This is a genomic window from Vibrio toranzoniae, from assembly GCF_024347655.1.
Taxonomy (GTDB): Bacteria; Pseudomonadota; Gammaproteobacteria; order Enterobacterales; family Vibrionaceae; genus Vibrio; species Vibrio toranzoniae.
The window spans coordinates 1027761-1053033 of sequence record NZ_AP025515.1 but is presented as its reverse complement, the minus strand read 5'-3'; the positions used below and the strand labels follow the sequence as shown (position 1 = coordinate 1053033).

General features: G+C 45.1%; 19 protein-coding genes. 11 read left to right on the top strand and 8 right to left on the bottom strand.

What is annotated here, in order from left to right:
* The first annotated feature begins 193 nt into the window (after positions 1-193).
* The 4 genes from OCU50_RS19075 (at position 194) to sstT (ending at position 3571) form a co-directional block, all read left to right on the top strand.
* Positions 194-634: a hypothetical protein gene (locus OCU50_RS19075; RefSeq protein ID WP_060469262.1), complete on the top strand. Its 441-nt coding sequence runs from the start codon at positions 194-196 to the stop codon at positions 632-634.
* On the top strand, positions 631-1227 hold the full coding sequence (locus OCU50_RS19070; RefSeq protein WP_060469261.1) for an SCO family protein: 597 nt from the start codon (positions 631-633) through the stop codon (positions 1225-1227). The genes OCU50_RS19075 and OCU50_RS19070 overlap by 4 nt, the downstream gene beginning before the upstream one ends.
* Positions 1228-1330: 103 nt before the next feature.
* Positions 1331-1789, top strand: coding sequence for a copper chaperone PCu(A)C (locus OCU50_RS19065; RefSeq protein WP_060469260.1), 459 nt, complete (start codon positions 1331-1333; stop codon positions 1787-1789).
* 564 nt (positions 1790-2353) lie between these two features.
* Positions 2354-3571: a serine/threonine transporter SstT gene (sstT, locus tag OCU50_RS19055; RefSeq protein WP_060469259.1), complete on the top strand. Its 1218-nt coding sequence runs from the start codon at positions 2354-2356 to the stop codon at positions 3569-3571.
* Positions 3572-3740: 169 nt separating this feature from the next.
* Here sstT and OCU50_RS19050 read toward each other — a convergent pair whose 3' ends face one another.
* From OCU50_RS19050 to OCU50_RS19040, 3 genes are all read right to left on the bottom strand, one after another.
* Entirely contained in the window at positions 3741-4955 is a 1215-nt protein-coding gene (locus OCU50_RS19050; RefSeq protein ID WP_060469258.1) for a tetratricopeptide repeat protein, read from the bottom strand.
* 317 nt (positions 4956-5272) lie between these two features.
* Positions 5273-5875: a response regulator transcription factor gene (locus OCU50_RS19045; RefSeq protein ID WP_060469257.1), complete on the bottom strand. Its 603-nt coding sequence runs from the start codon at positions 5873-5875 to the stop codon at positions 5273-5275.
* A gap of 11 nt (positions 5876-5886) precedes the next feature.
* Positions 5887-7788, bottom strand: coding sequence for a sensor histidine kinase (locus OCU50_RS19040; protein WP_060469256.1), 1902 nt, complete (start codon positions 7786-7788; stop codon positions 5887-5889).
* Positions 7789-8047: 259 nt separating this feature from the next.
* Between OCU50_RS19040 and dsrO the strand changes: the two genes are divergently transcribed.
* The 5 genes from dsrO to OCU50_RS19015 all read left to right on the top strand — a co-directional run bounded on the left by dsrO (position 8048) and on the right by OCU50_RS19015 (position 15231).
* A complete protein-coding gene (gene dsrO / locus OCU50_RS19035; protein WP_060469255.1) occupies positions 8048-8884 on the top strand; it encodes a sulfate reduction electron transfer complex DsrMKJOP subunit DsrO in 837 nt (278 codons plus the stop codon).
* Positions 8881-10002: an NrfD/PsrC family molybdoenzyme membrane anchor subunit gene (nrfD, locus tag OCU50_RS19030; RefSeq protein WP_060469254.1), complete on the top strand. Its 1122-nt coding sequence runs from the start codon at positions 8881-8883 to the stop codon at positions 10000-10002. Before dsrO ends, nrfD begins: the two co-directional genes overlap by 4 nt.
* A 14-nt stretch (positions 10003-10016) precedes the next feature.
* Positions 10017-13109 (top strand): tetrathionate reductase subunit A, encoded by a 3093-nt coding sequence (locus OCU50_RS19025; protein WP_060469253.1) that lies wholly within the window; start codon positions 10017-10019, stop codon positions 13107-13109.
* 415 nt (positions 13110-13524) lie between these two features.
* Positions 13525-14166: a c-type cytochrome gene (locus OCU50_RS19020; RefSeq protein WP_060469252.1), complete on the top strand. Its 642-nt coding sequence runs from the start codon at positions 13525-13527 to the stop codon at positions 14164-14166.
* A 9-nt stretch (positions 14167-14175) separates the two neighbouring features.
* A complete protein-coding gene (locus tag OCU50_RS19015; RefSeq protein ID WP_060469251.1) occupies positions 14176-15231 on the top strand; it encodes a c-type cytochrome in 1056 nt (351 codons plus the stop codon).
* Positions 15232-15376: 145 nt separating this feature from the next.
* Here OCU50_RS19015 and OCU50_RS19010 read toward each other — a convergent pair whose 3' ends face one another.
* Together OCU50_RS19010 and OCU50_RS19005 are read right to left on the bottom strand one after the other, a co-directional pair.
* On the bottom strand, positions 15377-16306 hold the full coding sequence (locus OCU50_RS19010; RefSeq protein ID WP_060469250.1) for a LysR family transcriptional regulator: 930 nt from the start codon (positions 16304-16306) through the stop codon (positions 15377-15379).
* 26 nt (positions 16307-16332) lie between these two features.
* Positions 16333-16773, bottom strand: coding sequence for an Lrp/AsnC family transcriptional regulator (locus OCU50_RS19005; RefSeq protein ID WP_032547968.1), 441 nt, complete (start codon positions 16771-16773; stop codon positions 16333-16335).
* A 142-nt stretch (positions 16774-16915) separates the two neighbouring features.
* Here OCU50_RS19005 and OCU50_RS19000 point away from each other — a divergent pair, with 142 nt between their 5' ends.
* Entirely contained in the window at positions 16916-17500 is a 585-nt protein-coding gene (locus OCU50_RS19000) for a LysE family translocator (RefSeq protein WP_060469249.1), read from the top strand.
* A gap of 54 nt (positions 17501-17554) precedes the next feature.
* On the opposite strand, the gene OCU50_RS18995 is transcribed toward OCU50_RS19000, so the two are convergent.
* On the bottom strand, positions 17555-17944 hold the full coding sequence (locus tag OCU50_RS18995) for a DUF1294 domain-containing protein (RefSeq protein WP_060469248.1): 390 nt from the start codon (positions 17942-17944) through the stop codon (positions 17555-17557).
* 553 nt (positions 17945-18497) lie between these two features.
* On the opposite strand from OCU50_RS18995, the gene pulA reads away from it, so the two are divergent.
* Positions 18498-22145, top strand: a complete 3648-nt coding sequence (gene pulA, locus OCU50_RS18990) for a pullulanase-type alpha-1,6-glucosidase (RefSeq protein ID WP_099049793.1) — start codon at positions 18498-18500, stop codon at positions 22143-22145.
* Between the two features lie 574 nt (positions 22146-22719).
* On the opposite strand, the gene OCU50_RS18985 is transcribed toward pulA, so the two are convergent.
* Together OCU50_RS18985 and lamB are read right to left on the bottom strand one after the other, a co-directional pair.
* Positions 22720-23550 (bottom strand): MalM family protein, encoded by an 831-nt coding sequence (locus tag OCU50_RS18985; RefSeq protein WP_060469247.1) that lies wholly within the window; start codon positions 23548-23550, stop codon positions 22720-22722.
* 165 nt (positions 23551-23715) lie between these two features.
* Positions 23716-24924, bottom strand: a complete 1209-nt coding sequence (gene lamB, locus OCU50_RS18980) for a maltoporin LamB (protein ID WP_060469246.1) — start codon at positions 24922-24924, stop codon at positions 23716-23718.
* Positions 24925-25273 lie beyond the last annotated feature (349 nt).

Genomic DNA, 25273 nt, shown 5'->3' with positions numbered 1-25273 from the left:
TACTTCTGGAACATGTTCAGAACGGATAGAACTTAGAAATACTAAGCTCACCTCTCTATTAAGCAGACAAAAGCGAAGCCAATGGCTTCGCTTTTTTAGTTCTACCATACGCACAAAATTGCTTTTTGATACAAGCACGTATTGAAGGGTATGATAACATCGCCGCTCTTATAAAATTAGATGAGAACACGACATGCACCCAGCATTAAAAGTGGCTGCTCTTGGAATCGCTCTCGTGGCAGGCTTTTATGGGCCACCCGTATTTCAAAAACTCAAGTCGGTCATTGAACATTCAACGGCCGAGGTCAACTTAGATGACTACTGCATGCTTTCAACAACCTCGTGTGAGCAAGAATCGATTTCAATGTCGCTTGACCGTGAAACCGCACAACCTCTTCTACCCACGAAAATGAAGGTTGTTTGGGAAGGTGCCGCATCTGAGACACTAATGTTGTCACTCACCGGCTTAGAAATGGAAATGGGCTCAGCGCGTTTTCAACTAAAGAGCATTGGCAATAATACTTATGAAGGTGATGTAATTTTACCTGTATGTACTTTAGATAAGATGACATGGATCGGTGAGCTCACTGATGGTGTCGAGACTGTAAACCCTGCAATAAGGATGGCAAGATGAGTAGAAATTGGTCGTTAGCATTGGTTGTTGCTTTTGTACTTGGCTTTGGTGTCAAAAGCTATCTTGATGGACAAAATAAATCTCAAGAACAACACGCAGCAAAGCAAGAGTTTTCCGCAACGACTCTTTTCGGTAAAGATAACCAGCCCACGGAAATCTTTGACCAAACCGATGACAGAATTCGTATCGTCTACTTCGGTTTCACACGTTGTCCAGATGTCTGCCCTACTTCTCTGGCGATGTTGGCTGGAGCGCTTAACCAAGTGTCAGATGAAGCAAAAGCGAAGATTCGCCCGATGTTTGTCTCTCTTGACCCAGAGCGCGATGCTGCAGAAGCTTCTTATGAATACGCACAATACTTCCACCCAATGATGGAAGGATTAAGTGGCCCGTTAGATGTGACAACGACGCTTGCCCATAACTACGGTGTTATTTTCAGAAAGACCAAGCTTGAAGGTTCTGAGCTGGAATACACCCTTGACCACAGCTCATATTTTTATTTTTTAAAGCCCGACGGTACCTTGATAACTAAAGTACCACACACGTTAACGCCAGCGCCGATTGTTGAAGCCATAAACACATTAACGCGCTAACGCACCTGCGACTCAGAACGTGTAGAAAAATAAACAACTTAATCGATAGAGTTCGAGAAAAAGTCAGGTCCCAGACCAAAACATAACAACTAAGGACAACAACATGAAGTTAAAAGCACTTGCTCTAGCAGGCTTATTGCTCACTCCTCTTGCTCATGCTAACGGTGACATTATGGTTCACGACGCATACGCTCGTGCAACACCACCTTCAGCCGTCAACAGCGCGGTGTTTACAACCCTAATGAACCACAGCGATAAAGACCGTGCTATCGTTTCTGCTGCAACACCAGCAGCTGGTAAAGTAGAACTTCATGATGTCATCATGGACGGCGACGTAATGAAAATGCGCCAAGTTCAAACCATCGCGATTCCAGCGAATGGCCAAGTTGAACTGAAACCTGGTAGCTTACACATTATGTTATTTGACCTAAAAGATGGTCTAAAAGAAGGCGAACAAATCGAAATGACGCTGACCTTCTCTAACGGTGAGTCACAAACCTTCGATGCTCCTGTTAAGAAAGTAATGAGCGGCATGAAAAAGATGAACCACGATCATCACTAATTGCTCAGCACAGGATGCAGAATATTCGCCGGTTGCGCACTAGGCGTGCGTGAAACATTTACCGACGTGGAAAATTTAGCCACGTACTATCGTTTTTCTCATTGCAACCATGAATCAGAAGCGGAGTGCAAACTACGCAGAGCGATTGAAAGTGGTGAACAGCCTGGAAGAAGGTTTACAAACTATCAAAAATTATTGAGAGAACAAGAAGCCCTTTGTGTTCATCACATAGGGCTTATTTATTTCAATTTGCTATCTATATTGCTATTGCTATTGCTGCAAACGATGATCTTATCAAAAGCTGTTTACATTCTTATACTCACAGAATATTGACCTTGATAAACATCAGCATGCAGGCTTATAACTCAATATATGTACATTTATTTAACATTTCAATCTAAAAACACCACGTAGCGCAAACAATCACCCTAAAAGTAAACTATTCCTAGACACCCTCTTAGATCTCGCTAATATTAGCGCCCATTCCACTAGTGTATAGTTGGAATTGGTACAGCTTTATAAAAAGATACATCACTATAATAATTTAACAATTGCAGGTATTTTATGCAAAATAGCAACATACTCGCCCGCATCGCTCGTGGGAACCTTGTCCTACAGATCCTTGCAGGTATTGTTTTCGGTGTCGTTCTCGCCATGGTTTCTCCTTCAGCAGCTCAAGATGCAGGTCTACTCGGTAGTCTGTTTGTTGGTGCTTTGAAAGCAGTTGCCCCCATTTTAGTTTTCATTCTTGTTGCAGCTTCTATCGCAAACCAAAAGAAAGGTCAGCATACCCATATGCGTCCAATCATTGTGCTATACCTGATTGGTACGTTCTCTGCTGCTCTTACAGCTGTAGTGTTGAGCTTCATGTTCCCAACCACTTTGACACTGGTTGCGGGCGCTGAAGGTGCCAACCCTCCTCAAGGTATTGCTGAAGTTCTTCATACGCTTCTATTCAAACTTGTAGATAACCCAGTTAGTGCGCTAATGAACGCGAACTACATCGGTATTCTTGCTTGGGCAATCGGTCTTGGCCTTGCACTGCACCACGCATCTGCAACAACTAAAGCGGTTTTCGAAGATTTAAGCCACAGTGTTTCACACATTGTTCGCTTCATTATTCGTCTTGCTCCATTCGGTATCTTCGGTCTTGTTTCGACTACGTTCGCAACAACGGGCTTCGATGCACTGGCAAGCTACGGTCAACTGCTAGCGGTTCTACTAAGTTCAATGCTGATCATCGCACTTGTGGTTAACCCACTGCTTGTATTTGTAAAAACGAAACAGAACCCATACCCACTCGTACTGCAATGTATTCGTGAATCTGGCGTAACAGCATTCTTCACTCGTTCAAGTGCTGCAAACATCCCAGTAAACATGAACCTTTGTAAGAAGCTAAACCTAGACGAAGATACTTACTCTGTATCTATCCCTCTAGGCGCAACAATCAACATGGCGGGTGCTGCAATTACCATCACTGTGTTAACGCTTGCAGCGGTACACACAATGGGCATTGAAATTGATATCTTCACTGCGATTCTACTAAGCCTTGTGGCTGCGGTATCTGCATGTGGCGCTTCTGGTGTTGCTGGCGGTTCACTACTGCTTATCCCATTAGCATGTGGCCTATTCGGTATTTCTAACGATGTAGCGATGCAGGTTGTTGCAGTAGGTTTCATTATCGGTGTGATTCAGGATTCTGCTGAAACAGCGCTTAACAGCTCAACTGACGTAGTGTTCACTGCTGCAGTATGTAAAGCTGAGCAAAACAAAGCATCATAAGCTTTTGGTTTTAGCCTTAGCGCTTAAAGCAAACAGCACACAAATAAAAAGGGAAGCATCGGCTTCCCTTTTTTGTTGCCTAGTTTTCTTGATTAGGGTAAGAACTACAATTAACTGATAACCAAAGAAAACTGCTTCACAGAACACCGTATAAAGCTACTGAACACGACTATTGATTTCTGTTCCAGTTAGACTCAACAACTGGCTGACTGAAGTCCAGAGGGTCGCTATTCTGGTTAGCTTGTTTATCTGTTAATGCTTGACCTGTATTCATCTGCTGTTGGCTGTAATCAACGTTAGAAATTGATTCACTCAGCTCTTTAGTCTTTATATGACTGTCATCGACACTTAAATCGTTATCTTCTTCATCAAGCACTTCTTTGACTTTCTTTGGGATAGGTATATTACGTTTGTAGAGCTTATTGAGCGCTTTGATGATTGAGTGCTTGGTTATCGCTTCTTGAGTTAACTTAGTCATTATTGGCTTAGTCAGAGCTTGTAAACCCACCACTGCATCCACACCAAGCTCACCCCCCACTTTGTCTCTCAAATGTTTCGCATCGGAATACCCAAAATGAGCCGATAAGAAGAGCCAAATATAAGCAATAGCGTTACCGTTTTCACCATGGTCGATCCAAGCCTCACCGGCTCTAAACATCGCTTCGGCACTGTTTTTTTCCGCCGCAGTCTCAAACCAATATATGGCCTCACCATGATTGGGTTCAACGCCAATACCATTCAAATAACACGAACCAAGCTTAATCTTACCTTCTAAATTATTCTTGTCCGCCGCTTTGTGATACCACTCGGCTGCATTCTCGGCTGAATAGTCCGGATTTTCTTTGTCTAGACACCAGTCCCCCATAAACAGCATTGCTTCGCTATTGCCACCAGCCGCTGACTCTTCGATACAGGCGTAGCCCTTGGGGATGTTTTTATCCGTTCCACGGCCAAAAACGAGCGCTTTACCCATCTCAAATTTCGCAACCAGATCATTGTCTAATGCAGATATAGCAAGTTGCCAAAAATTGGCTTTTTCTTTTAAAATTAGGTCTTCTTTACGCTTCATACTAAGGCGTACAATACCGTACATACCGTTGACATTATCTAAATGCGCCGCTTTATCGTACCAATACAGAGCTTCCTTGATATTGTTACGTTCAGCCTCTTTCGCCAAATACAGAATCGACGGAACATGCCCGGTTTCAGCTTTGAAGTGGCGCTCTTTTTGCTCTTGTATACGCGCTTTTTCAATCGCTTTTCGGTAAGCGACTGCACGTGCTTTACGTTCCTGTTCCAAGCGCTGTTTTCTTAGCGATAGAGAGATCAGCCAAACGGCCACAAGTATTAACGAAAGAGCCGTCGCACCAATTGCGATTCCCATTGTACTCATAAAGTTTTTTAACCTAACTCGGTTGATACAAGACCCAATCCAGAGGAGTACCCAACCCATAGTGAATGTTTCTAAATTACAGGGAGAAGCGCAGTCGTTAAAACGTTTCACCCTACAATGAACTTAGTATCTCAGGAATACATAGCGTTAAACAGATTCCTGATACATCTCAGTATGCACTCCATAAATGGTGTGATCTTACTTCAATATTAGTTTGCTTATGAAGATAACCTTTCAGCGAAGTCACCTTAAAAGCGGCCGCGATATGGCACCTATCACTGTCATTTCGTATCGTGGTGGCTATATGATTAAGTTAGCTGCCCATAAATATATGCCAACTCGGCAACCGTTTTTGCAGAAAATTTCTTCATTAAACTCGCTCGGTGTACTTCTACCGTTCTCATCGCGATACACAACTCGTCAGCGATTTTCTGGTTACGCTTGCCGTCAATAATCTGCTTAAGAATGTCGATTTCACGCTCGGTCAACGACGCATAAGCTTGGCGATACACATTCATATGAAGATGCTTTTCAGAAGCCTCTAATCCTTGCTTGATGGCCTCGGCCAATTCTCCACCTTTCACCGGCTTTTGAAAGAAGTTCACCGCGCCCGATTGCAAGGCTTCCACCGCCATTGGCACATCGCCATGCCCCGTCAGATAAATCACCGACAATGGACTCTGCGCTTTCACCATCAACTCATGAACTTGTTGTCCTCTCATCTCAGGCATTCTGCTATCCAAAATTACACACCCCGGAGCACTCAAGTCGACAGAATCTAGAAAGTTCGGGCCGTTTTCATAGGCTGACACCGTAAAATCATGCTCTTTCAATAAGAACACCAATGAATCACGCATCGACTCATCGTCATCAACCACATAGACCGGCAACGTTTGATGAAGTTCAGACATAACAAGATTCCTTATGAATCATTTGAAAGAGAAAAAGGTAACGTTACCTCAACGTGACAGCCATGAGGAGCAAGTGACACAATGGCCATTTTGCCACTGTGATCTTCAATCACGTCTTGGCAGATCGAAAGCCCTAGTCCCAAGCCATTTTCTTTACTGCTCACAAAGGCTTGAGTAACTTGTTGCTCGGTAAGATCTAACCCCGTTCCGTTATCAATAACCGACAACATCATTTTATCCGGTTGATACTCGGTAATCACTTTAATTGTCGCAAGCTTGCCGTTTTTGTTATTAATATCAGACATCGCGCTGTGTTCGCGTTGTTGCTGTATGTTACACGCATCTGTCGCATTATTGATCAGGTTTACAATTACTTGTTGTATGCCCACAGGATCAATATACAACGTACTAGGCTGTCCGACCGCGTAGCGTTCAATAGTGATATTGTGCTTCTGCAATCGAAATTGCAGCAACTCAATGGTGTCTGTGAGTAGCTGCTCGATGTCGGTTTGAGACTTCTCAGATGAGCGTTTCTTAATCATGTTTCTTAAGCGTTGAATGATCGCATCAGCACGATCCACTTGCGACTGAATCTTCTCGAACACAGGTTCAATATCGGTTAACGGTTTGTTCTTAGAAATCCGCAATAAACCGCCTTCGCTGTAGTTACGAATCGCCGCCAAGGGTTGATTGATCTCGTGTGCCAAACTGCTTCCTAACTCACCGACCACCGCGATTCGTTGAGAGTGCTCTAACTGCTCACTCTTACTTTTTAACTTGTGCAACGTGGCTTCTAACTGTTTTTTGCTACGGCTGAATTTGTACTCCAACCAGAAGTGGTACGTATTCAGTAACACCACTAAAATGAAGAACGCCCATGCCCATTGCTGATTGTACTTAAGCCAAATTAACGCTTCTTTCCACCAAGGCTGTTGCAGTGGGTGCATGTCGAGTTGCTGATAGAGCTTATCGATGGAAAGCAGACTAGTTGGTGGCGTCCAACCCGAAGCGTTTGCCGCAATGGCCGGTGCGCTGCTCTTTGGCATCGAAAACAACACCTGACTCATTTGTTTAGCCAGTGCCGAAGAGGCTCGTTCTGTTTTGGCGAACGACCAGTTGGAATACAGAGGCGTAGACACTTGGCATCGGAAGCCTTCAGGCGCTTGGTTACCGATGATTCGATATTGCCCAGCCACCAGTAAACCTTCGCTAATCATATTTTCAACCAAACAAGCAGGGACGACTGCCGCCTCAATGTGTCCTTCTCGCAATTGGTACAAACTGGCATCAATCGGGAAACCCAAGAACTGAGTATTAGAGAAAAAGTGGTTGGGATTGAGCCCCTCTTGCATTATTTGATAACGCATAGTCAGGTAACCACCAAACGCATTTTCTGACACGGCAGCAATTGGCTTTCCGCTCAGTTGCTCAAAAGAGATATAAGGTGACATTCTTCTCACCACCAAGGCTGAACCAATGCTTTGAGTATTGTTGGCTGCCAGCTGTTCGAAGTTATGACTGGTCATGGTCGCCATCCAAGAGAGTGCGTATTGACGCCCTAAACGAACGGCTTGGCCGGGATTGGTGACAACAAAATCGACCGTGACATCTTTTACTGCTTCCGCCATCTCTTCCAAATTAAAAGGCTTGAGAACAAAGTGCTTACCCGGAATGTGTTCAGACAACCAATCCATTGTTGGTTGCCAGCGTTGCTGCGCCGAAAGCTTACCTCGAGTTGCTAACACGCCAACCTCGATAATCTGGTCGGGTTCATCTGTATTTTGTCTTGGGCTTGGGCTTGGGCTTGGGCTTGGGGCTACTATCGCTTGTTCAGATCGAGCCGCGAAACACGCACCTGCGGTTAGACTTAACCAACAAAGGCTAACGATTGTCATTAGTTTTCGAACGCTCACTAAAATCTCTTTCTCCAAACGAACTGTTGATTCAATTTATTCTCGGCCCATTTTATGTCAGCAACATGTTGAACGCTCAACTTATGCGTTAGATCGCCTTAAATAAGCCTCTAAAACAAAGCATAACAGCTAGATTGGCAAAACCACATTTGTTCTAGATCAACTTTGATCTGGGTATGTGGAAATCCACAATACCCCATGAACGGTCAAAAACTGACAATGAGTCCAACAGAACGAATACCCATTTATAGGTACCAATATGGACTCATTGAAAAGACGGTTTCTCAGCCAATTCGGTAAAGTTTCCGCGGGTGCTGCGCTCATCCCCATTACCGGAATTAATACCGCGGTCGCAAGTACAGCCATTCGTAATAACAACCAACCAGACCGCAAAGGCGAAGTAGGAAAACGCTACGCCATGGCGATTGATTTACGTAAATGCGTTGGCTGTCAGGCATGTACTGTTGGCTGTAGCGTTGAGAACCAAGCACCTATTGGCCAGTTCAGAACCACCGTAAAACAGTATGAAGTCTCACTTGATGATGGCTCGACCGCTCAACAAGAGGTGAAGTCATTCATGTTGCCTCGCCTTTGTAACCACTGTGACAACGCACCCTGTATTAAGGTTTGCCCTGTTCAGGCGACCTTCCAACGCGAAGATGGCATCGTGATGGTCGACAACGAACGCTGTGTCGCCTGTGCTTACTGTGTTCAAGCCTGCCCTTACGATGCTCGTTTCATAAATAACGACACCCTGACCGCTGACAAATGTACCTTCTGTGCACATCGCCTTGAAGATGGGTTATTGCCCGCGTGTGTAGAAACTTGTGTCGGTGGCGCGCGTGTCATTGGTGATCTAAAAGATTCAAACAGCGAGATCAATCGCCTGCTTAATGAAAACCAAGACGACATCAAAGTGCTCAAGCCAGAGCAAAATACCAACCCACATGTTTTCTATATCGGCATGAACGAGCGTTTCGTTAGCCATATCGAAGGGCAACCTGCGATTTATGACCCAGCCGCCATTGATAACTTGTCCTCTAGCAAACAAGAACTGGCAATCGCGACACAAGGTAAACAAGGAGAGACAGCATGAATATCACTGAGGTGTTAGTTCCCGCTCAAGAAATGGCTTGGCTACCGTGGGCGGTTCAATATTTTTTCTACATTGGTTCAGCTTACGCGGCCGCTATTCTGTTTTTGATTGCACTGATATTCAAAGACTCAACCAGTCACCAATTCCGATCAGCGCTTGTGCTTGTCATGGCGATTGGCGGGATTGTTGGACCACTCGCGCTAACCGGTGACTTACACCAACCGGGACGCGCGTGGCATTTTTATGCTCACATCACACCTTGGTCGTGGATGTGGGTGGGTTCTCTGTTTCTGCCTCTATTTTCAGGCCTTGCTGTTGCTACCGCGTGGGTTTACCTACGTGACGACATCGCACAGCTTAGAGAGAGTGAAAATCCACTTTTAAAACGCTTGTCTTGGCTTACGCTAGGCCAATGGCAGGTTTCAACCAAGCTAATGATTGCACTCGCTGCTGTGACGGCTGTATCGGGCTTAAGCATTGCGCTTTACACCGGTGCCGAGATTGCAATTTTGGCGAGCCGACCACTTTGGCACCAACCTGCATCTCCGCTACTTTGGTTCTCCACGGCATTCTTTGCCGCAATAGGTTTAGCGCTATTGATTTGGGCTCTTTTGCCATCAAGTGAACCAAACCTAAAAACAACCGATCTATCACTGATACAGAAAACCATTACCTTAACAGGTGGCCTTGCCATCATTCTCACATCAATTTGGGCATCTAACCATGGCCACTTCAACCTATATGAGAACGACACGTGGGGTATCAATTTAGGCATTATGACCACGAGCATTTTGCTGTGCATGATTTTAGTTCTACCACTGCAGCGCCTATCGCGAAGCAAGCTTGGAATCGTCTGTATTGCGCTTGCGACCATCCTTTCAGCATGGGCTGTACGTTGGGTCACCATGATGGAAGTTCAAACCATTCCACGTTTTGATGTGGGCCCATTCCCTTATGAACTGCCTATGGGGAGCGCAGGTTTACTCGGCATTGCTGGTATGTGTGGTCTTTGGTTAGCACTTGCGCTGTTCGCTTCTGAAATCGTATCAACAAAAACCCTATCGGTTAAATCAGCTCATAAAGCATCGTCACCACTTAACCGCTCACATAGCTTGTAGTCTAAGGAATCATCATGGATAACAAACGTCGTCAATTTTTGAAAACAGGCCTTGCTGCCGGTGGTGTTGGAGCTTTTGCTGCAGGCTATGCGACAACCACAAAACACATGGTTCACGGTGCTATCGATGGCACCGCGGGTAAAAAAACCAACCACATCCACCACGGTAATTCATTAGAGACGGAATACAGTGTCGATGAACAAGGTAAGATCTCACCAAATCCAAACCAACGTGTTGCACCCTCTATGTGTTTTGGTTGCTGGACACTGTGTGGTCTACGTGTACGGATCGATAATCGTAATGACGAGATCTTACGTATCTCGGGCAACCCGTATCATCCGCTATCAAACGACCAACATATCCCCTTCACAACGCCTGTAAAAGACGCCTACATTGGCTTGTCTGGTGAATCGGGTATCAATAACCGCTCGACTGCCTGCGCCCGTGGTAACGGTATGTTAGAGATTCAAAACAGCCCATACCGAATCACTCAACCGCTCAAACGTGTCGGTAAGCGTGGTGAAGGCAAGTGGGAGCCAATCAGTTACGAGCAGCTAATCTCTGAAATCACCGAAGGTGGTGACTTGTTCGGCGAAGGCGAAGTGGAAGGATTGCGTTCAATTCGTGACATCGAAACACCACTCGACCCGAATAATCCTGAATACGGACCAAAAGCCAACCAATTACTAGTGACGAATGCCGGTAATGAAGGCCGTGACGACATTTTGAAGCGCTTTGCATTCAACAGTTACGGTACTCGCAACTTCGGTCACCACGGCTCTTACTGTGGCTACGCATTCCGTGCAGGTTCTGGCGCGATCATGAACGATCTAGACAAGTTCTCGCATTTAAAGCCCGACTTCAACAACGCTGAGTTCATTCTGTTCATCGGTATGTCTCCGGCCCAAGCGGGTAACCCGTTTAAGCGTCAAGCACGACAATTGGCTGAGGCTCGCACGAACGGAAAACTCAGCTACACCATAGTGACACCAAGCCTTCCTGCAGGGTCATCAAGTCTCGCGGCGGGCGATCGCAACAACTGGCTGCCGATCAAACCGGGCACTGATTCAGCATTAGTTCTGGGCATGATCCAATGGATCATCGAGAACCAGCGCTACAATCACGACTTCTTGTCTCGCCCAAGCGCACAAGCGATGCAAAAAGCAGGCACCACCCATTGGTGTAATGCATCTCACCTTGTGATCAGTGACGAAACACACCCACAAAACGGGCGCATGCTTCGCACATCGGATATTGGTTTGCTAGAAACAGGCGAACCGATGTCTGACGCTGATGGATTCGTTGCACTGGGTGTGACAACGTCACTATTAGCATCAAATATTAAGGTCGATGAAGCGGCGTTGTTTGTCGATCAAGACGTAGAAATCGATGGTCAGACCGTTCGTGTTAAGTCTTCTCTACAAAGATTGAAAGAAGAAGCCTTCAAATATGACCTTGCTTACTACAGCGAGCAGTGTGAAATCCCACAAGACCAAATTATTGCACTAGCAAAACGCTTCACTAGCTACGGAACGAAAGCCGTCGTGGATACTCACGGTGGTAACATGCACACCAACGGCTTCTACAACTCGTTCTCTATCTTAATGTTGAATGCGCTGATCGGTAACATCAACGCGAAAGGCGGGGCGATGGCGAAAGCGGGCGGCTACCCAACTTCTGTTGCTGGCCCACGTTACGACTTTACCAAGTTCAAGGGTAAGACTAAGCCTCAAGGTGTGTTCTTGTCTCGCAGCAAGTTCCCGTATCAGAAAACCAGCGAATACAAACGTCGTGTTGCAGCCGGTGAATCACCTTACCCAACACGCGCGCCGTGGTACCCAATCTCTGCACCGCTTTTAACTGAGCACTTATCAGCTGCCATTGATGGCTATCCTTACCGAGCAAAAGCGTGGATCAACCACATGGCGAACCCACTTTATGGGGTTCCGGGTTTAGACAACTTGCTGGGTGAAAAGCTTAAAGATCCAAAACAGCTTGGCTTGATCGTCTCTATCGATGCCTTCATCAATGAGACCACAGCGTTATCGGATTACCTCGTGCCAGACACAGTGACCTACGAAAGCTGGGGCATGGCAACACCGTGGCATGGCGTCGCAACTAAAACGATCACCGCTCGTTGGCCGATTGTTGAGCCTAAAACCTCACGTACTCAAGACGGGCGCGCCATCAACCTAGAGAATTTCTTTATTGATCTGGCGAAAACGCTTGGCTTAGGTGGCTTTGGCGACAACGTAATTAAAGATAGCCAAGGTAACTGGCACGGTATTCATAGCGCTGAAGATTTCTACCTGCGCTCAGCGGCTAACTTGGCATTCGTAAAAGGCGGCGTGCCGAATGTCGATGCTGAAGATATCGTTTGGTCTGGTTTAGAACGCCTAGTACCCGTGATGAACAAAACGCTCAAACCAGAAGAGATGCTTAAAGTGGCGTATATCTTTGCACGTGGCGGTCGTTTTGAAGATGCAACCAATGCGTACACCAATGAAACCATGAAGTACAAATGGACCAAACCATTGGCTATCTGGAATGAAAAGCTTGGCACCTCTCGCAACACCATTAGTGGCGAACAGTACATGGGTTGTCCGACATGGTATCCACAAAAGCTGGCAGACGGCACACCTTTAGCAGAGCAGTTCCCAGTAAAAGAGTGGCCGTTCACCCTGACGAACTTTAAATCCAACATTCACAGTGCAGTGTCTAACTTGTCACCACGTTTAGAGTCCATCAAGGGTGTGAACCCGGTTTACATTCACCCACAAGACGCCTCTTCAGCAGGCATCAAAACCGGTGACGTATTTGCTATTGAAACACCGAGCTCAACCACACAGGCGTTGGCAATGGTGATTGATGGTATCAAGCCAGGCACATTAGGCTTTGAACACGGCTTTGGACACAAAGAGCTCGGTGAACGTGCACACTGGATTGGTGACACACAACAACCGGTGAAGATGAAGTCTAACGATGGCGTTAACATCAATGATATTGGTTTAATTGACCCGACCAGAGAAGGCAAAGGCGTCATGTTGGATTGGGTTGTGGGCGCAGCAGCAAGGCAAGCGCTTCCGGCTAAGATCTACAAAGTGTAAGCAGATCTATACAAGGTCGAATTATTATGGGCACAACAGAGCAATCCGTCGTTTAAGGGTTGCTCTACTTTTCCCTCTTTTATATAGAAAGCAGGCAATCTTCACTTCACCACAACTTTTTTAGCCAGCCCCTATAAAGCGGCTATGCTTACACTATCGGTGCCATAAAAGAGCCTTAACAAACAGTGACACTGAGGCCAACATGGCAGCTCCCTTGCATTTCATTAACAGCAATTGGATCAGCCAATCGGACTTCACACCATTACCGCTAGGTTGAGTCATTACCAATAACTTAAGTGAGGTTATTAATGTGAGACTTACCTCAAGTTATTAATGAATTAATGTGGAAATCCACAATAGCGCCAACCATCAATTATGCCGAAAATGCGTGCATTATAACCAATAGCGACACTTCATGACTAAGCTGAAAATTAAAACTCAAACTTTAACGCTTTGCATCGCAGCTTTAGGAAGCCTTTCTTTAGCCGGTTTTGCACAAGCAGCGCCTAATCCAATGCCAGAAGCCGCAGAAACCTGCAGCGGCTGCCACCAAGCTGACGGAAAAGGCATGCCCAACATCGCCCCGATGCTTGCAGGGCTTAATGCTGATTATCTCGAACATCAACTGGTTTTGTTTTCCAGTGGCGAGCGTCAAAGCGCGATCATGAAGGGTATGGCGGATGGTGTGTCCGACCCTGCTATTCGTCGTGAAGTTGCAGAATACTTCGCATCATTACCTTCTTACGAATTCACCGATTTAGAGCAGCGCGGCTCACAGGCTGATATTGATAATCCGTATCGCAAGCTGGTATTCCAAGGCGATTGGGATCGAAACATTCCCGCTTGTGCAACCTGCCACGGGCCAAGTGGTATGGGCGTGGACAAGTTCCCACGTCTAGCGAGCCAGCACGCCGACTACATTCAAACTCAGCTCAACGCTTGGAAAAGCGGCACTCGCAAGGGGGATGATTTGAACATGATGGGCAATATCGCTGGCAAGTTGACCGACGATGAAATCAAAAACCTATCTTACTACTTCGCATCTTTCCGATACTAAAGGGCTCGCATGAAAACATTACTTTTAATTACCGCAACCCTTGCCTCTGGAATCGCTTATGCCGAAGGTGAATTGCCCGATCGTCAAACCGAACTGCCAGCTGTTGAGAAACCTCAAGATCACAAATACCTAGTGCCACGTGATTTAGTCAATATTCCTGCAGGGGAATTCGGCGACAAAGTAAAACAGGGCTATTCACTGTTTGTCGACTCACAGCAGATGCGTGGTACGTTCGTTGGCAATGAACAAAACTGTGTAAACTGCCACATGCAAGCGGGCATGAAGCCAAATGCCGCGCCTCTTTGGGGTGCATACATGGCCTACCCTGCTTACCGTAAGAAAAACGATAAGGTAAATAGCTACGCGGAACGTATCCAAGGTTGTTTCACTTATTCGATGAATGGCTTACCACCAGCCGTTGATTCAAAAGAGATAGTCGCACTTACTGCTTATTCATACTGGTTAGCCATGGGAGGAATCTTAGACAAGAATGGCCTACAAGATACGCCCGTTCCTGAGATAAGCGATGCAGACTTACAAGTCGGTGGTAAAACTGAAAGCTTCCCTCTTCCTGAAGAACTGCTAAGCAAATACCCAATCGATGACCGCAGCAAGTTGGCAGGCCGTGGCTACCCTAAGATCGATAACCCTGAAAAAGAACCATCAATAGCACGTGGTGAAAAGGTTTACCAGGCGAGCTGCCAGACGTGTCACGGTCAAAATGGTGAAGGCATTAAAGGCGCGGACGGTCACTCATATCTACCACCACTTTGGGGCGAGAACTCGTTCAACTGGGGCGCAGGTATGCATCGCGTAAACACGGCTGCATACTTTATTTACGAAAACATGCCTCTTGGAAAGAGCCAACAGCTTTCTATTCAGGAAGCATGGGATGTGGCTGCTTTCGTCAACAGCCATGAACGTCCACAAGACCCTCGATATAAGGGGGATGTTGCTGGCAATGCTAAGCGTTACCACAATCACCAAGGTTACTATGGTAAAAAAGTCGACGGTACTGTCACAGGTTCTAAAGCTTACCCGAGCGGAAAAGACGTGATTCATTGATAGAAATTTGTGAATACAAATAGCCGATCACGCCAGTCATAGCTATGCTTTACATTGTAAATTGGTTCTCGCGGGAATAATAAAAAGGAGCCAGATCGTGTGACGTTCTGGCTCCTTTTTCACGTTTGATATATTTAAAATACAACTAACCTTGCTGCATTTTCTCCCAAATCGTTGGAGATCCAATATAGTCTTGAACTGTAGTGATGAACTCTTTCACCAGTTTAGTCTGCTTGCGGTGCGGATACACAGCGTAGATAGCCGTATCTATCGTAGAAATTGGGTAATCAGGAAGTAAGGTGACCAAGCCCAGCTCTTTCATTGAGGCGTACAGATTAGATTGGTCAACAAAGCCATACCCTAAGCCATCTTTAACGCAAGACACCATAGTGCGGACATCGCTCACCTTATAATTGCCACGAATCGTTAGACTTTGGAAAGTGTTACCATGCGGCTCTTCGCTGATACGTAGATGATCGACCGTCATATCGCCATTGGTATAAATAACAGCAGGTAACGCGAGCAAGTCTTGTGGCGTCTTAGGCTCACCATGTTTTTTCACAAAGTCGTTTGACGCAACCAGCATGAAGTTACTATCGGCAATCTTCTTTGCGATCAAATTCGATTCAACAAGTTTGCTAAAGCGAAATGCGATATCAAACTGACCAGCAATAATGTTGGCTATCTTGTCGTCCAGCGACAGCACAATCTGAACATCAGGATACCTTCTCATAAACTGAGTGATGATAGGTTGCAGGTATTGCTGACCAAAATAGATCGGCGACGTAATTCGTAGCACACCTTTAGGCTCAGACTGATAGGAATCAGCAATGCCTTGTATCTGATTGATGGTATCTTTTAACACATAGGTTTGCGCGAGAATATCTTCACCCGCCGACGTTAAAGAAAACGAGCGCGTAGAACGATTGAGCAGCTGCACACCTAAGTCTTGCTCAAGCTTTTTAATCTGTTTAGAGAGGGATGAGTTATCCATATCATGTAAGGTTGCCGCTTTGGTGAACGATCCTTGTTGAACCACATCTAAGAACAATAACAACTGATTAGTATTGGGCACTGCGCCTCTCCTGACATACAACTCGACTAACGTTCGTCTTTAGGGGTATCCATGACCACCATGGTCGTTATAGATTGAACCTGAGCACACTCCCCAAGTACATTGGCATGAAACTTTTTATAGGCTGGAAGATCTTTGGTCTCGACCCTGATCAAGTACTCATTCGCACCGGTAATATTGTGGCACTCCACCACCTCTTTTTCCAAACTGACGTGCTGTTCAAATTCTAACTGAGCCGATTTGCTGTGACTAGAAAGCCCAATAGAAACATACGCAATAAAGCCCACCCCCATCAGGCCGTTATCCAAAACCGCGCGGTAACCTTGAATGATACCTTTACGTTCGAGATCTTGTACTCGCCTGAGCGTTGCTGAAGCCGACAAACCAATTCGTTCAGAGAGCTCAATGTTGGAGATTCTGCCGTCCAATTTAAGCTCTTGCAATATCCTTTCGTCAAATCTATCCATAACTGATTATTATTGTGCATTAAGTGATAATAGAGATAATAAAAGCACATAATTGCCTCACTTTCCACATACTATGTTTCTCAACACGTGAAAGTCATGACCGGTCAGTCACCTTCGTTCATTTTATTGCTGGAGAACCATAATGCCTTTAGAACAACTTAGCGCGCTTGCCTTATTTGCGTTTGTCTCGACCTTCACACCAGGTCCCAATAACATCATGCTCATGACATCAGGTGCCAATGTTGGCTTTGCACGCACGATTCCGCACATGCTTGGCATTGCTCTGGGATTTGCAGCGATGTTGCTATTGGTTGGTTTGGGCTTAATGGGTATTTTCAATGCATACCCAGTGACACACCAAATTCTGAAATACCTAAGTCTTGCTTACCTCGTGTACCTTGCGATTAAGATAGCATTGAGTGGCAAAGCTAAAAGTACCGAAGCTTATAAGCCCATGACCTTCATTGGCGCAGCAAGTTTTCAGTGGGTAAACCCGAAAGGTTGGTCAATGGCACTGACGGCGATTTCTGTTTATAGCAGTGGTAGTTCATGGTGGGAGCTTGCGATCATCGCGGCAATTTTCACTCTCGCTAACTTACCATCAGTGACCTTCTGGACGGCAGCAGGCAAGCAACTGCAACACTGGCTAACAACGCCAGTCCGCATCAAAAGCTTCAACTATGGGATGGCGGGCTTGCTGTTAGCATCAACGATTCCAATGCTCTAATCGACTCACTATAGCTATTGATGGTTAGCACACAGCTGCTAGCCATCATAGTTTTTAAAGAAACCCGGTAATTTCGCTAACCCAACGACCAAATATCGCCTGCCCGCTCGGCGTTAACGTCCACACAAACGCCGCTACATTCATTGCTACTGTTAGCCAATAAATCGCTCTGAACGGCTGCTTTTTCGTTTTATGACGCAGTTTATCTTGAGCAATCAAAGCCCCTAGCCAACCACCAGCAAAAGAGAAGATGTGCAGAGTTTTCTCAGGCACACGCCAATTGCCATTAATTGCCGCTTTCTTGTCCTTTGCATACACAAAAAACGTTACCACTCCGACAGCTAAATACCACACTAATAGTACTTTCGAACTTTTTACAAACAACACAGACACCGCTACCATCACCAGATAAGTGATGGCGATTTGAATAGATGAAGACAACATCGACCCCCTTTTGGCTAACAGCTCACATACTCTAGCAATTACGCCCTATCAATTGTCATAAGGATGATTAAGACAGACTACTCATTTACTATTCGACTTCGCAATCTCATAGTAAAACCCTATAACGCCCTAATAAAAGTGGCTCAATTATAAAGATACTCAATCAAAATGCTCACTTTATCTATAAGGCTAATTTTCAACGATATTAAAGATCTTTATTCCTATTAAAAAATAAGCACTTAACATAGTGATAATTACCTCACACAAAGAAGGATGAGTACTCCCCCTTATTACCTACGCCTAGGTTCTACGCCCTTGATAATATACTTCTTTTTTATGTGTTATCGACCCAATAAAATTTGAAATACCCGACGCAAATTGTGATTTGCTCACTAAGTTTCTTATATTTACCCGTTGAAAATAACTTTATATATAGCGGTCACAAATAGCTGACCATAACAAACACTACGATATCCAACTAATTAAAAGTGACATATGGATATCAAACGTGAACATGAACAATAGAACTATAAATCTCAATAACACGGTCAATATTTTGAATAAAAGACGCTTCAAACGATCTACCTTGGCCAAAGCGATTTTACCTCTCTTCACTGCTACTTTAATCGCGGGATGTGGCAGTGATAATAATAGCGACAACGGTACAGACGCAGGCAGCAGTGGTTTATACAAAGCTGGCGAAAACGAAGTCGTTGTTTACTACAAACGTGATATTGCCGCCGCAAGCACATCTGGCTCAACTTACGACGGTTGGGGGTTGCACCTTTGGAATGGTGAAGGCTGCACCAGCACAGATTTAGTCGGCATGGGATTAAATGAAACCGGAACCAACTGGGAAGCACCTTATGAATTTGACGGCATCAGCGATACCTACGGTGCCTACTATGTGTTGAAAGTCGATCCAGATGCTTCTGACCCGCATAAATGCATGAACTTCATCTTACACAATGGCGACGAAAAAGCGTTTGGTAGTGCCAATTCGAAAATCGAGTTAACCAAGCTTGGTGACTCGCAAGGTGTATTCGGATTCCATGGCAGTAGCGAGTTGTACTACGACCCAACCTCAGAGCGCCCGGTGAATATTGATGGACAAAAAGCACACTGGCTAGATGCAACCACGATTGGTTGGGAAGCAGCGAGCAATGCTGATTCTGTAAAACTCTTCTATGCACTAGACAACAGCATCACAATGAACGATGACAAAGAGATTGTCGGCGGAACTGCAATTGAACTCAGCAAAGACGGAGAACTATCTTCTGAATTAAAAGAGCGTTTCCGACACCTAGCAAGCTTACCAGCAGTGGCGATTGATGTTGATGACACAACACTGCGCACCATTCTGAAGTCTCAGATAATTCTTGTTGCCTACAACGCGAATGGCGACGTTACCTCTTCAACTGAGGTTCAAAAGCCGGGTGTGCTTGATGCGGTATTTGCAAGTGAAGATGCTGGTAATGCGATAAGTGAAACACTCGGCGCTATTGTGGAAGGCAGCGCAGCGACCTTCAAACTGTGGGCCCCTACAGCGCAAGATGTTGAGCTCGTCCTATACAGCGAAGATCTACAAAGCTCACAAGTTATTCCTATGACGGAAAACACTGAAACGGGCGTTTGGACAACTGATGCCGTGTCGAATGCAGTGAACAGTTATTACCGTTACCAAGTGAAGGTCTACCATCCAACTACAGGCAGCATTGAAACGCGCCTTGTGACGGATCCTTACTCACTCAGCTTATCTAAAAATTCAGCTTACTCTCAGGTCATCGACCTTGATGATTCAGCCTTGATGCCTGAAGGCTGGGTTGGATATGAGCGCCCGACTGTAGAAAAAGACGAAGACCACGTACTTTACGAATCTCACCTTCGTGACTTCAGCTTCAGCGATAAACTAGGTACAGCGAACCTAAATGGAAAATACCTCGCTCTCACAGAAGCAGACCGTGAGTCGGTCAAACACCTACAAGCGTTGAAAGATGCGGGTTTAACGACGCTGCATATCTTACCGGCATTCGATATCGCTACCGTTAATGAAGACGAAGCGAGCCGTGTCGATATTACCGATACGGTCGGTAAGCTGTGTGATGTAAAACCGACGGCTACCTTATGTGGTAAAGAAAATGAAAATAGAGTCATCGAAGAAGTACTCAATGGTTATGATCCTTCAACAGGCGATGCGCAAGCGTTAATGAACGATCTGCGTATGCTCGACAGCTTCAACTGGGGTTACGACCCATTCCATTACACAGTGCCTGAGGGAAGTTATGCGACGGATCCAAATGGCTCTAAGCGTATTCTCGAATTCCGTCAAATGGTCAAAGCCACGCACGACATGGATCTTAAGCTGATCATGGACGTGGTATACAACCACACCAATGCATCTGGCGTAAACGATAAGTCAGTACTGGATAAGATTGTTCCTGGGTACTACCACCGTCTTAACGTGAACACAGGTGGCGTCGAAAACTCAACCTGTTGTGACAACACCGCGACCGAAAACCTAATGATGGGTAAGTTAATGGTCGATTCACTCAAGGTGTGGGCTGATGATTATAAAGTGGATGGTTTCCGTTTTGACTTAATGGCCCACCAACCAAAAGACGTGATGGTTAAAGCATTGGAAGAAGTGCGCAAAATCGACCCAAATACCCTGTTCTACGGTGAAGGCTGGGACTTTGGCGAAGTAGCAAACAATGCCCGCTTCGACCAAGCGAACCAAATCAACATGGCAGGCACAGAGATCGGCACCTTCTCAGACCGTTTGCGTGACGCCGTGCGTGGAGGCAGCCCGTTCGATGGTGGCGTCGACTCTGAGGGCAATCACCCACTTCGATTTAACCAAGGTTTTGGTAACGCAGCGATTGCCAACGAAGAAACCAAAGTCGACCAAAACTCTATCAATGGTCGTTTACATAACCAAGATCTTGTTCGTTTGGGTATGGCAGGTAACCTCGCAGAATACGTGCTGATTGATTACAAAGGCGATACCAAACTGGGTAAGAACGTCGACTACAACGGTGCACCTGCGGGTTACACCAAGATGCCTTCAGAAAACATCTCTTACGTTTCAAAACACGATAACCAAACGCTTTGGGATAACAACGCCTATAAAATCGCTGCAGGTACGAGCTCTGCAAACCGCGCGCGTATGCAGTCTGTATCGCTCTCCACTGTGATGTTGGGCCAAGGCATACCATTCATCCACATGGGTTCTGAACTACTTCGTTCTAAGTCTATGCAGCGTGACTCTTACGATTCTGGTAACTGGTACAACCGAGTCATGTTCGATGGTACTGACAACAACTGGAACGTCGGCTTGCCACGTGAAGACAAAGATGGTGCCAACTGGGAGCTGATTAAAACCATCATTGCTGACAGCACCGCTAAACCAGACGCAGGAGACATTGACCTGACTAAACAGCAATTTCTAGAGCTATTAAAAATCCGTAGTTCAAGTGAGCTGTTCCGTTTAGACACAGCGGATGAAGTCATGAAGCGTGTCGACTTCCGCAATGTAGGCCAAGATCAAGTCGAAGGCCTGATTGTCATGTCTATCGATGATGGCGTGTCTGCAGGCGAAGACCTTGATCCTGCAAATGATGCGATTGTGGCAGTTGTAAACTCAACGAATGAATCTCAATCGTTCACAATCACAGGAGCAACAGGCTTTACACTACACGACGTTCAACAAAACTCTGCTGATGATGCTGTAAAAGGTGCAAGCTTCGCTTCTGAAACCTTCACAGTACCGGCATTAACCACCGCTGTATTTGTACAAGCTCAAGGTGACGCACAAGGAGCAGGTCTGCCAGTTGATAACTCTGATAAAGATGTGTCTAGCATTCCACCATACGGTCAAACAACCGTGTATGTTCGTGGTGATATGAACGGATGGGGCACATCTGATGATTGGGCGATGAGCTTTGTGGCTAATGGGGTTTATTCTGTAACGGGTACTTTGGAAGCGGGAGACTATGGTTTCAAGTTTGCGGATGCAGATTGGAAAACACCTAACTTTGGTTGTGATTCTGTTGAACTTTCTGATGGTTCAATCAACCTAGGTACTGACGGTAACTGTCAATTGAGCGTAGCGGAGAGTGGTGATTACACGTTCACCTTGAATGCGACGCACGAGCTAGATGACAATGTAGATAAGGCCGTGGTTTCAGTCATCAAGAATTAAGCCTAAAAGCTTAGAATCTAATAAACAGATAATAAACAGATAATAAACCAGCGAAAGCTAGCCTTTGGGGAGACGTCAGTCTCCCTTTTTTATCCTCAACAAATACCAATCCAAATGCACCACACAATGGTCTTTGCCTATCATAGATAAATACTCAGAGTTAAGTGATAAACGAGCCTTCTTAGTTCTTAGTTCTTAGTTCTTAGTTCTTAGTTCTTAGTAGAAAGCATAACGACTTCGTGTAAGCGGCTAATTTAAGTGTGTTCAAATTTACGAAACCAAGTCTAGATCTGCAAATAGAATGACTACTAGTCAATAGAAATCGTATTCAGCTATTCAAGAAGAGTCAAAGAGGCGAGAGTGTTTTTAATTAACACATGATCACCCATAACTATAAATAGCCAATAAATTCCACTTATACTCGCTATTGATAATTATGTGTCATTCAGTAATCATCTTAAAATCAAATATTCTGTGGATATAACTATTCTTATTCCATTTATCACAGGCAATAAAAAAGCTCCTATTTAGGAGCCCTTGTTCAAGTATCAATCAGTATTGACCAACTATCCGACTACTTTTTATTGACGGCTTTGACAAACACTTCTTGTGCGCCTTCAATACCAAGTGCTTTTGCTTCATCTAATAGGCTCAGAGCTTTTGGAATATTATCTGCGTCTACTGCCGTTTGAATCGCGTTGTGGTAGTAAGTTTGCGTCTCTGGTTGAATTGTCTCAACCTTAGCTGCTGCCGCTGGTTTAGCGTTAGATTCACTGTTTGATGAACCAATTGAGAAGAAGCTCGCTTTATCGATTGTAACTTCTATCTTACCCACGTTCGCATTTGGAATCGGGATATCTTTCACTTCAGGTAAATAATTACCACGGCCTTCCGCATCTAAGCGAGCCGGATGAATTACATCAGTAACCCCCCCAAGGTTTTCTTGCTCTGTATAGATAACTAAGTAAACCGATTCAGCCGTTGTTGGCGGGTAAAAATCATTTTCAGCAACCAAACGGTTCCCCAAGTGTAGTCTTGGTTTAGCGTACTCGAAGCTCTCTTTACCGTAACGCTCGAGCTCACGGCCGTTTTCGTCATAGATAACCGCATTAGGAACAAACGCTGTGTCGCCGATCATGCTAGTGATATTAATCGAGTACTCACCGCGATCTGCAGGCAGTTCAATCGCGACTACAGGGCTGTTTATGCCTTGATAGTTTAATACTTGGCTATCGGGTGTCACATCGAAAATAGCTGAACTTGGCAGCTTCATCGGAGCAAATTGAAGATCAGCAATAGAGTTAACTTGTTCAGATTGTGCCACTTGCACTTGCTCGACAACTTGCGCAGATTGACAACCGGCCAACGCAACACAGCCACTCAACATTAGAGCTTTAAAATACATAACCCTTCCTTCTTGTTATTTTTTTAAGAAATTTACTCACTTTAATTACCACAAAGAGAACTATTCACCTAGGGAACGATCAACTTAATCGTACATTCCTTAAAAAAATAGCCGACGCGAGCCGGCTATGAATTAGGACAGTTTAGGATTTTTTACACTAAGTGTTTACCACCAAGCTTCAACTTGGATACCAACAACGAAATCATTGTCTGCACCTTGACCAGTCACAACACCGTTTGCATCTTTAACCTCACCGAATGAATCACCTTCTAGATCCATCAAGTAGCTACCGTATACACGGATTTCAGGACGAGCCCAGAAGCTGTCACCCATTGCCCATGCTTGAGCAACAGTAAATTTAGCGCCACCAAAGTCAACGTCATCTACTTCACCAGCGTTATAGCCCGCTTCGAAGATAGTACGCATTGTGTCGTTCCACTTATACATTGGACGAGCCACGATAGAGTATTGGCTTGAATCATGCTTATCAACACCTAAGTCAGAACCTGCTAGGTATGCAAGTTGGTGACCCATTTCCCAAGATTCGCCTAGGTTCATTACACCCCAGTTCAGAATACGGTAACCAAAACCATCATCTTGCTCACCAGAGCGATCATAGTACGCACCTGAACCCCAGAAGTTAGCCATTTGAACGCCGTAACCAGCAGTACCTAGCTGAACAACAGTTTGGTTAAAGCCATTGCTCATATTTTGATGGATAATACCTGTAGCAAGAAGGCCATCATCGCCATCGTATTTGCCATTTTTGTTTTCAGTACCGAAGTTGTAAACAACACCAAGCTCTAAACTAGCATCTTCCCATAAACCGATATTAGCTAAACGAGCATCAGCCATGTAACCAGCACCGTTCTCATCTTCGCCATCTTGAATAATTGCTAAAGAAAGTTTTTGGTTACCAACTGAAATATTTTCAATACCACCACCAGTACCAGATGTATTTAGGAAGTAGAAGTCAGTGATGTGGATATCTTTACGTTGGTAGTATGTTTTACCAGCCCAAAGCGTCGCTTCTTCATCAAAAGATAGAACGCCTTTTGCTTTAACAGCAAACTGAGCGACGTTGAAGTCGCCGTCTTCCCAGCCATTTGCGCCATCAGCACCAGAAGCAATCATTGACTCAACTCGCCAAGTTTGCTCACCAGTTTTTAGCTCTTCAGCCAAGCCAAACTCAGAATAGTTATCGCTTTCATTACCTAGACGGCCAATACCGCTCTTCATGAATGCAACATCACCACCGTCATTACCACTAATACCAGTACCAGCACGCATGTAACCATTAAAATCTACAGCGAACGCAGAGCCAGCAGCTAATGTAGTTGCCACTGCAGCAGCAATTAAACTTACTTTTTTCATTCTTAACTCCATTAAGGACGATTTATTTTAGGTTTTTATATTTTTGCTCTCTTGCGGCAACCAAAGGCAGTAATGGCGGACGTAAGATAGAGAGGTTTAGGGTTTCCCCTGATTCGTTTCAACGGGGTTTATATTAAGAGGGGATGACAAGTTTGGCTTCCTCCACCCTTAACTAAATTAAGGGGGATGAGAAGGGAGTAGAAAACATACAGAACGGTGTTTTAAAGAGGTAGATCACTTAATCTAGGAGGAGTAGACAGCACACAGATCTAATAATTCACCTTAAGTGAGATCTACTTCAAATATATAATTTGAACTTCATCGATGAATTATTTTTATAACCGTAATT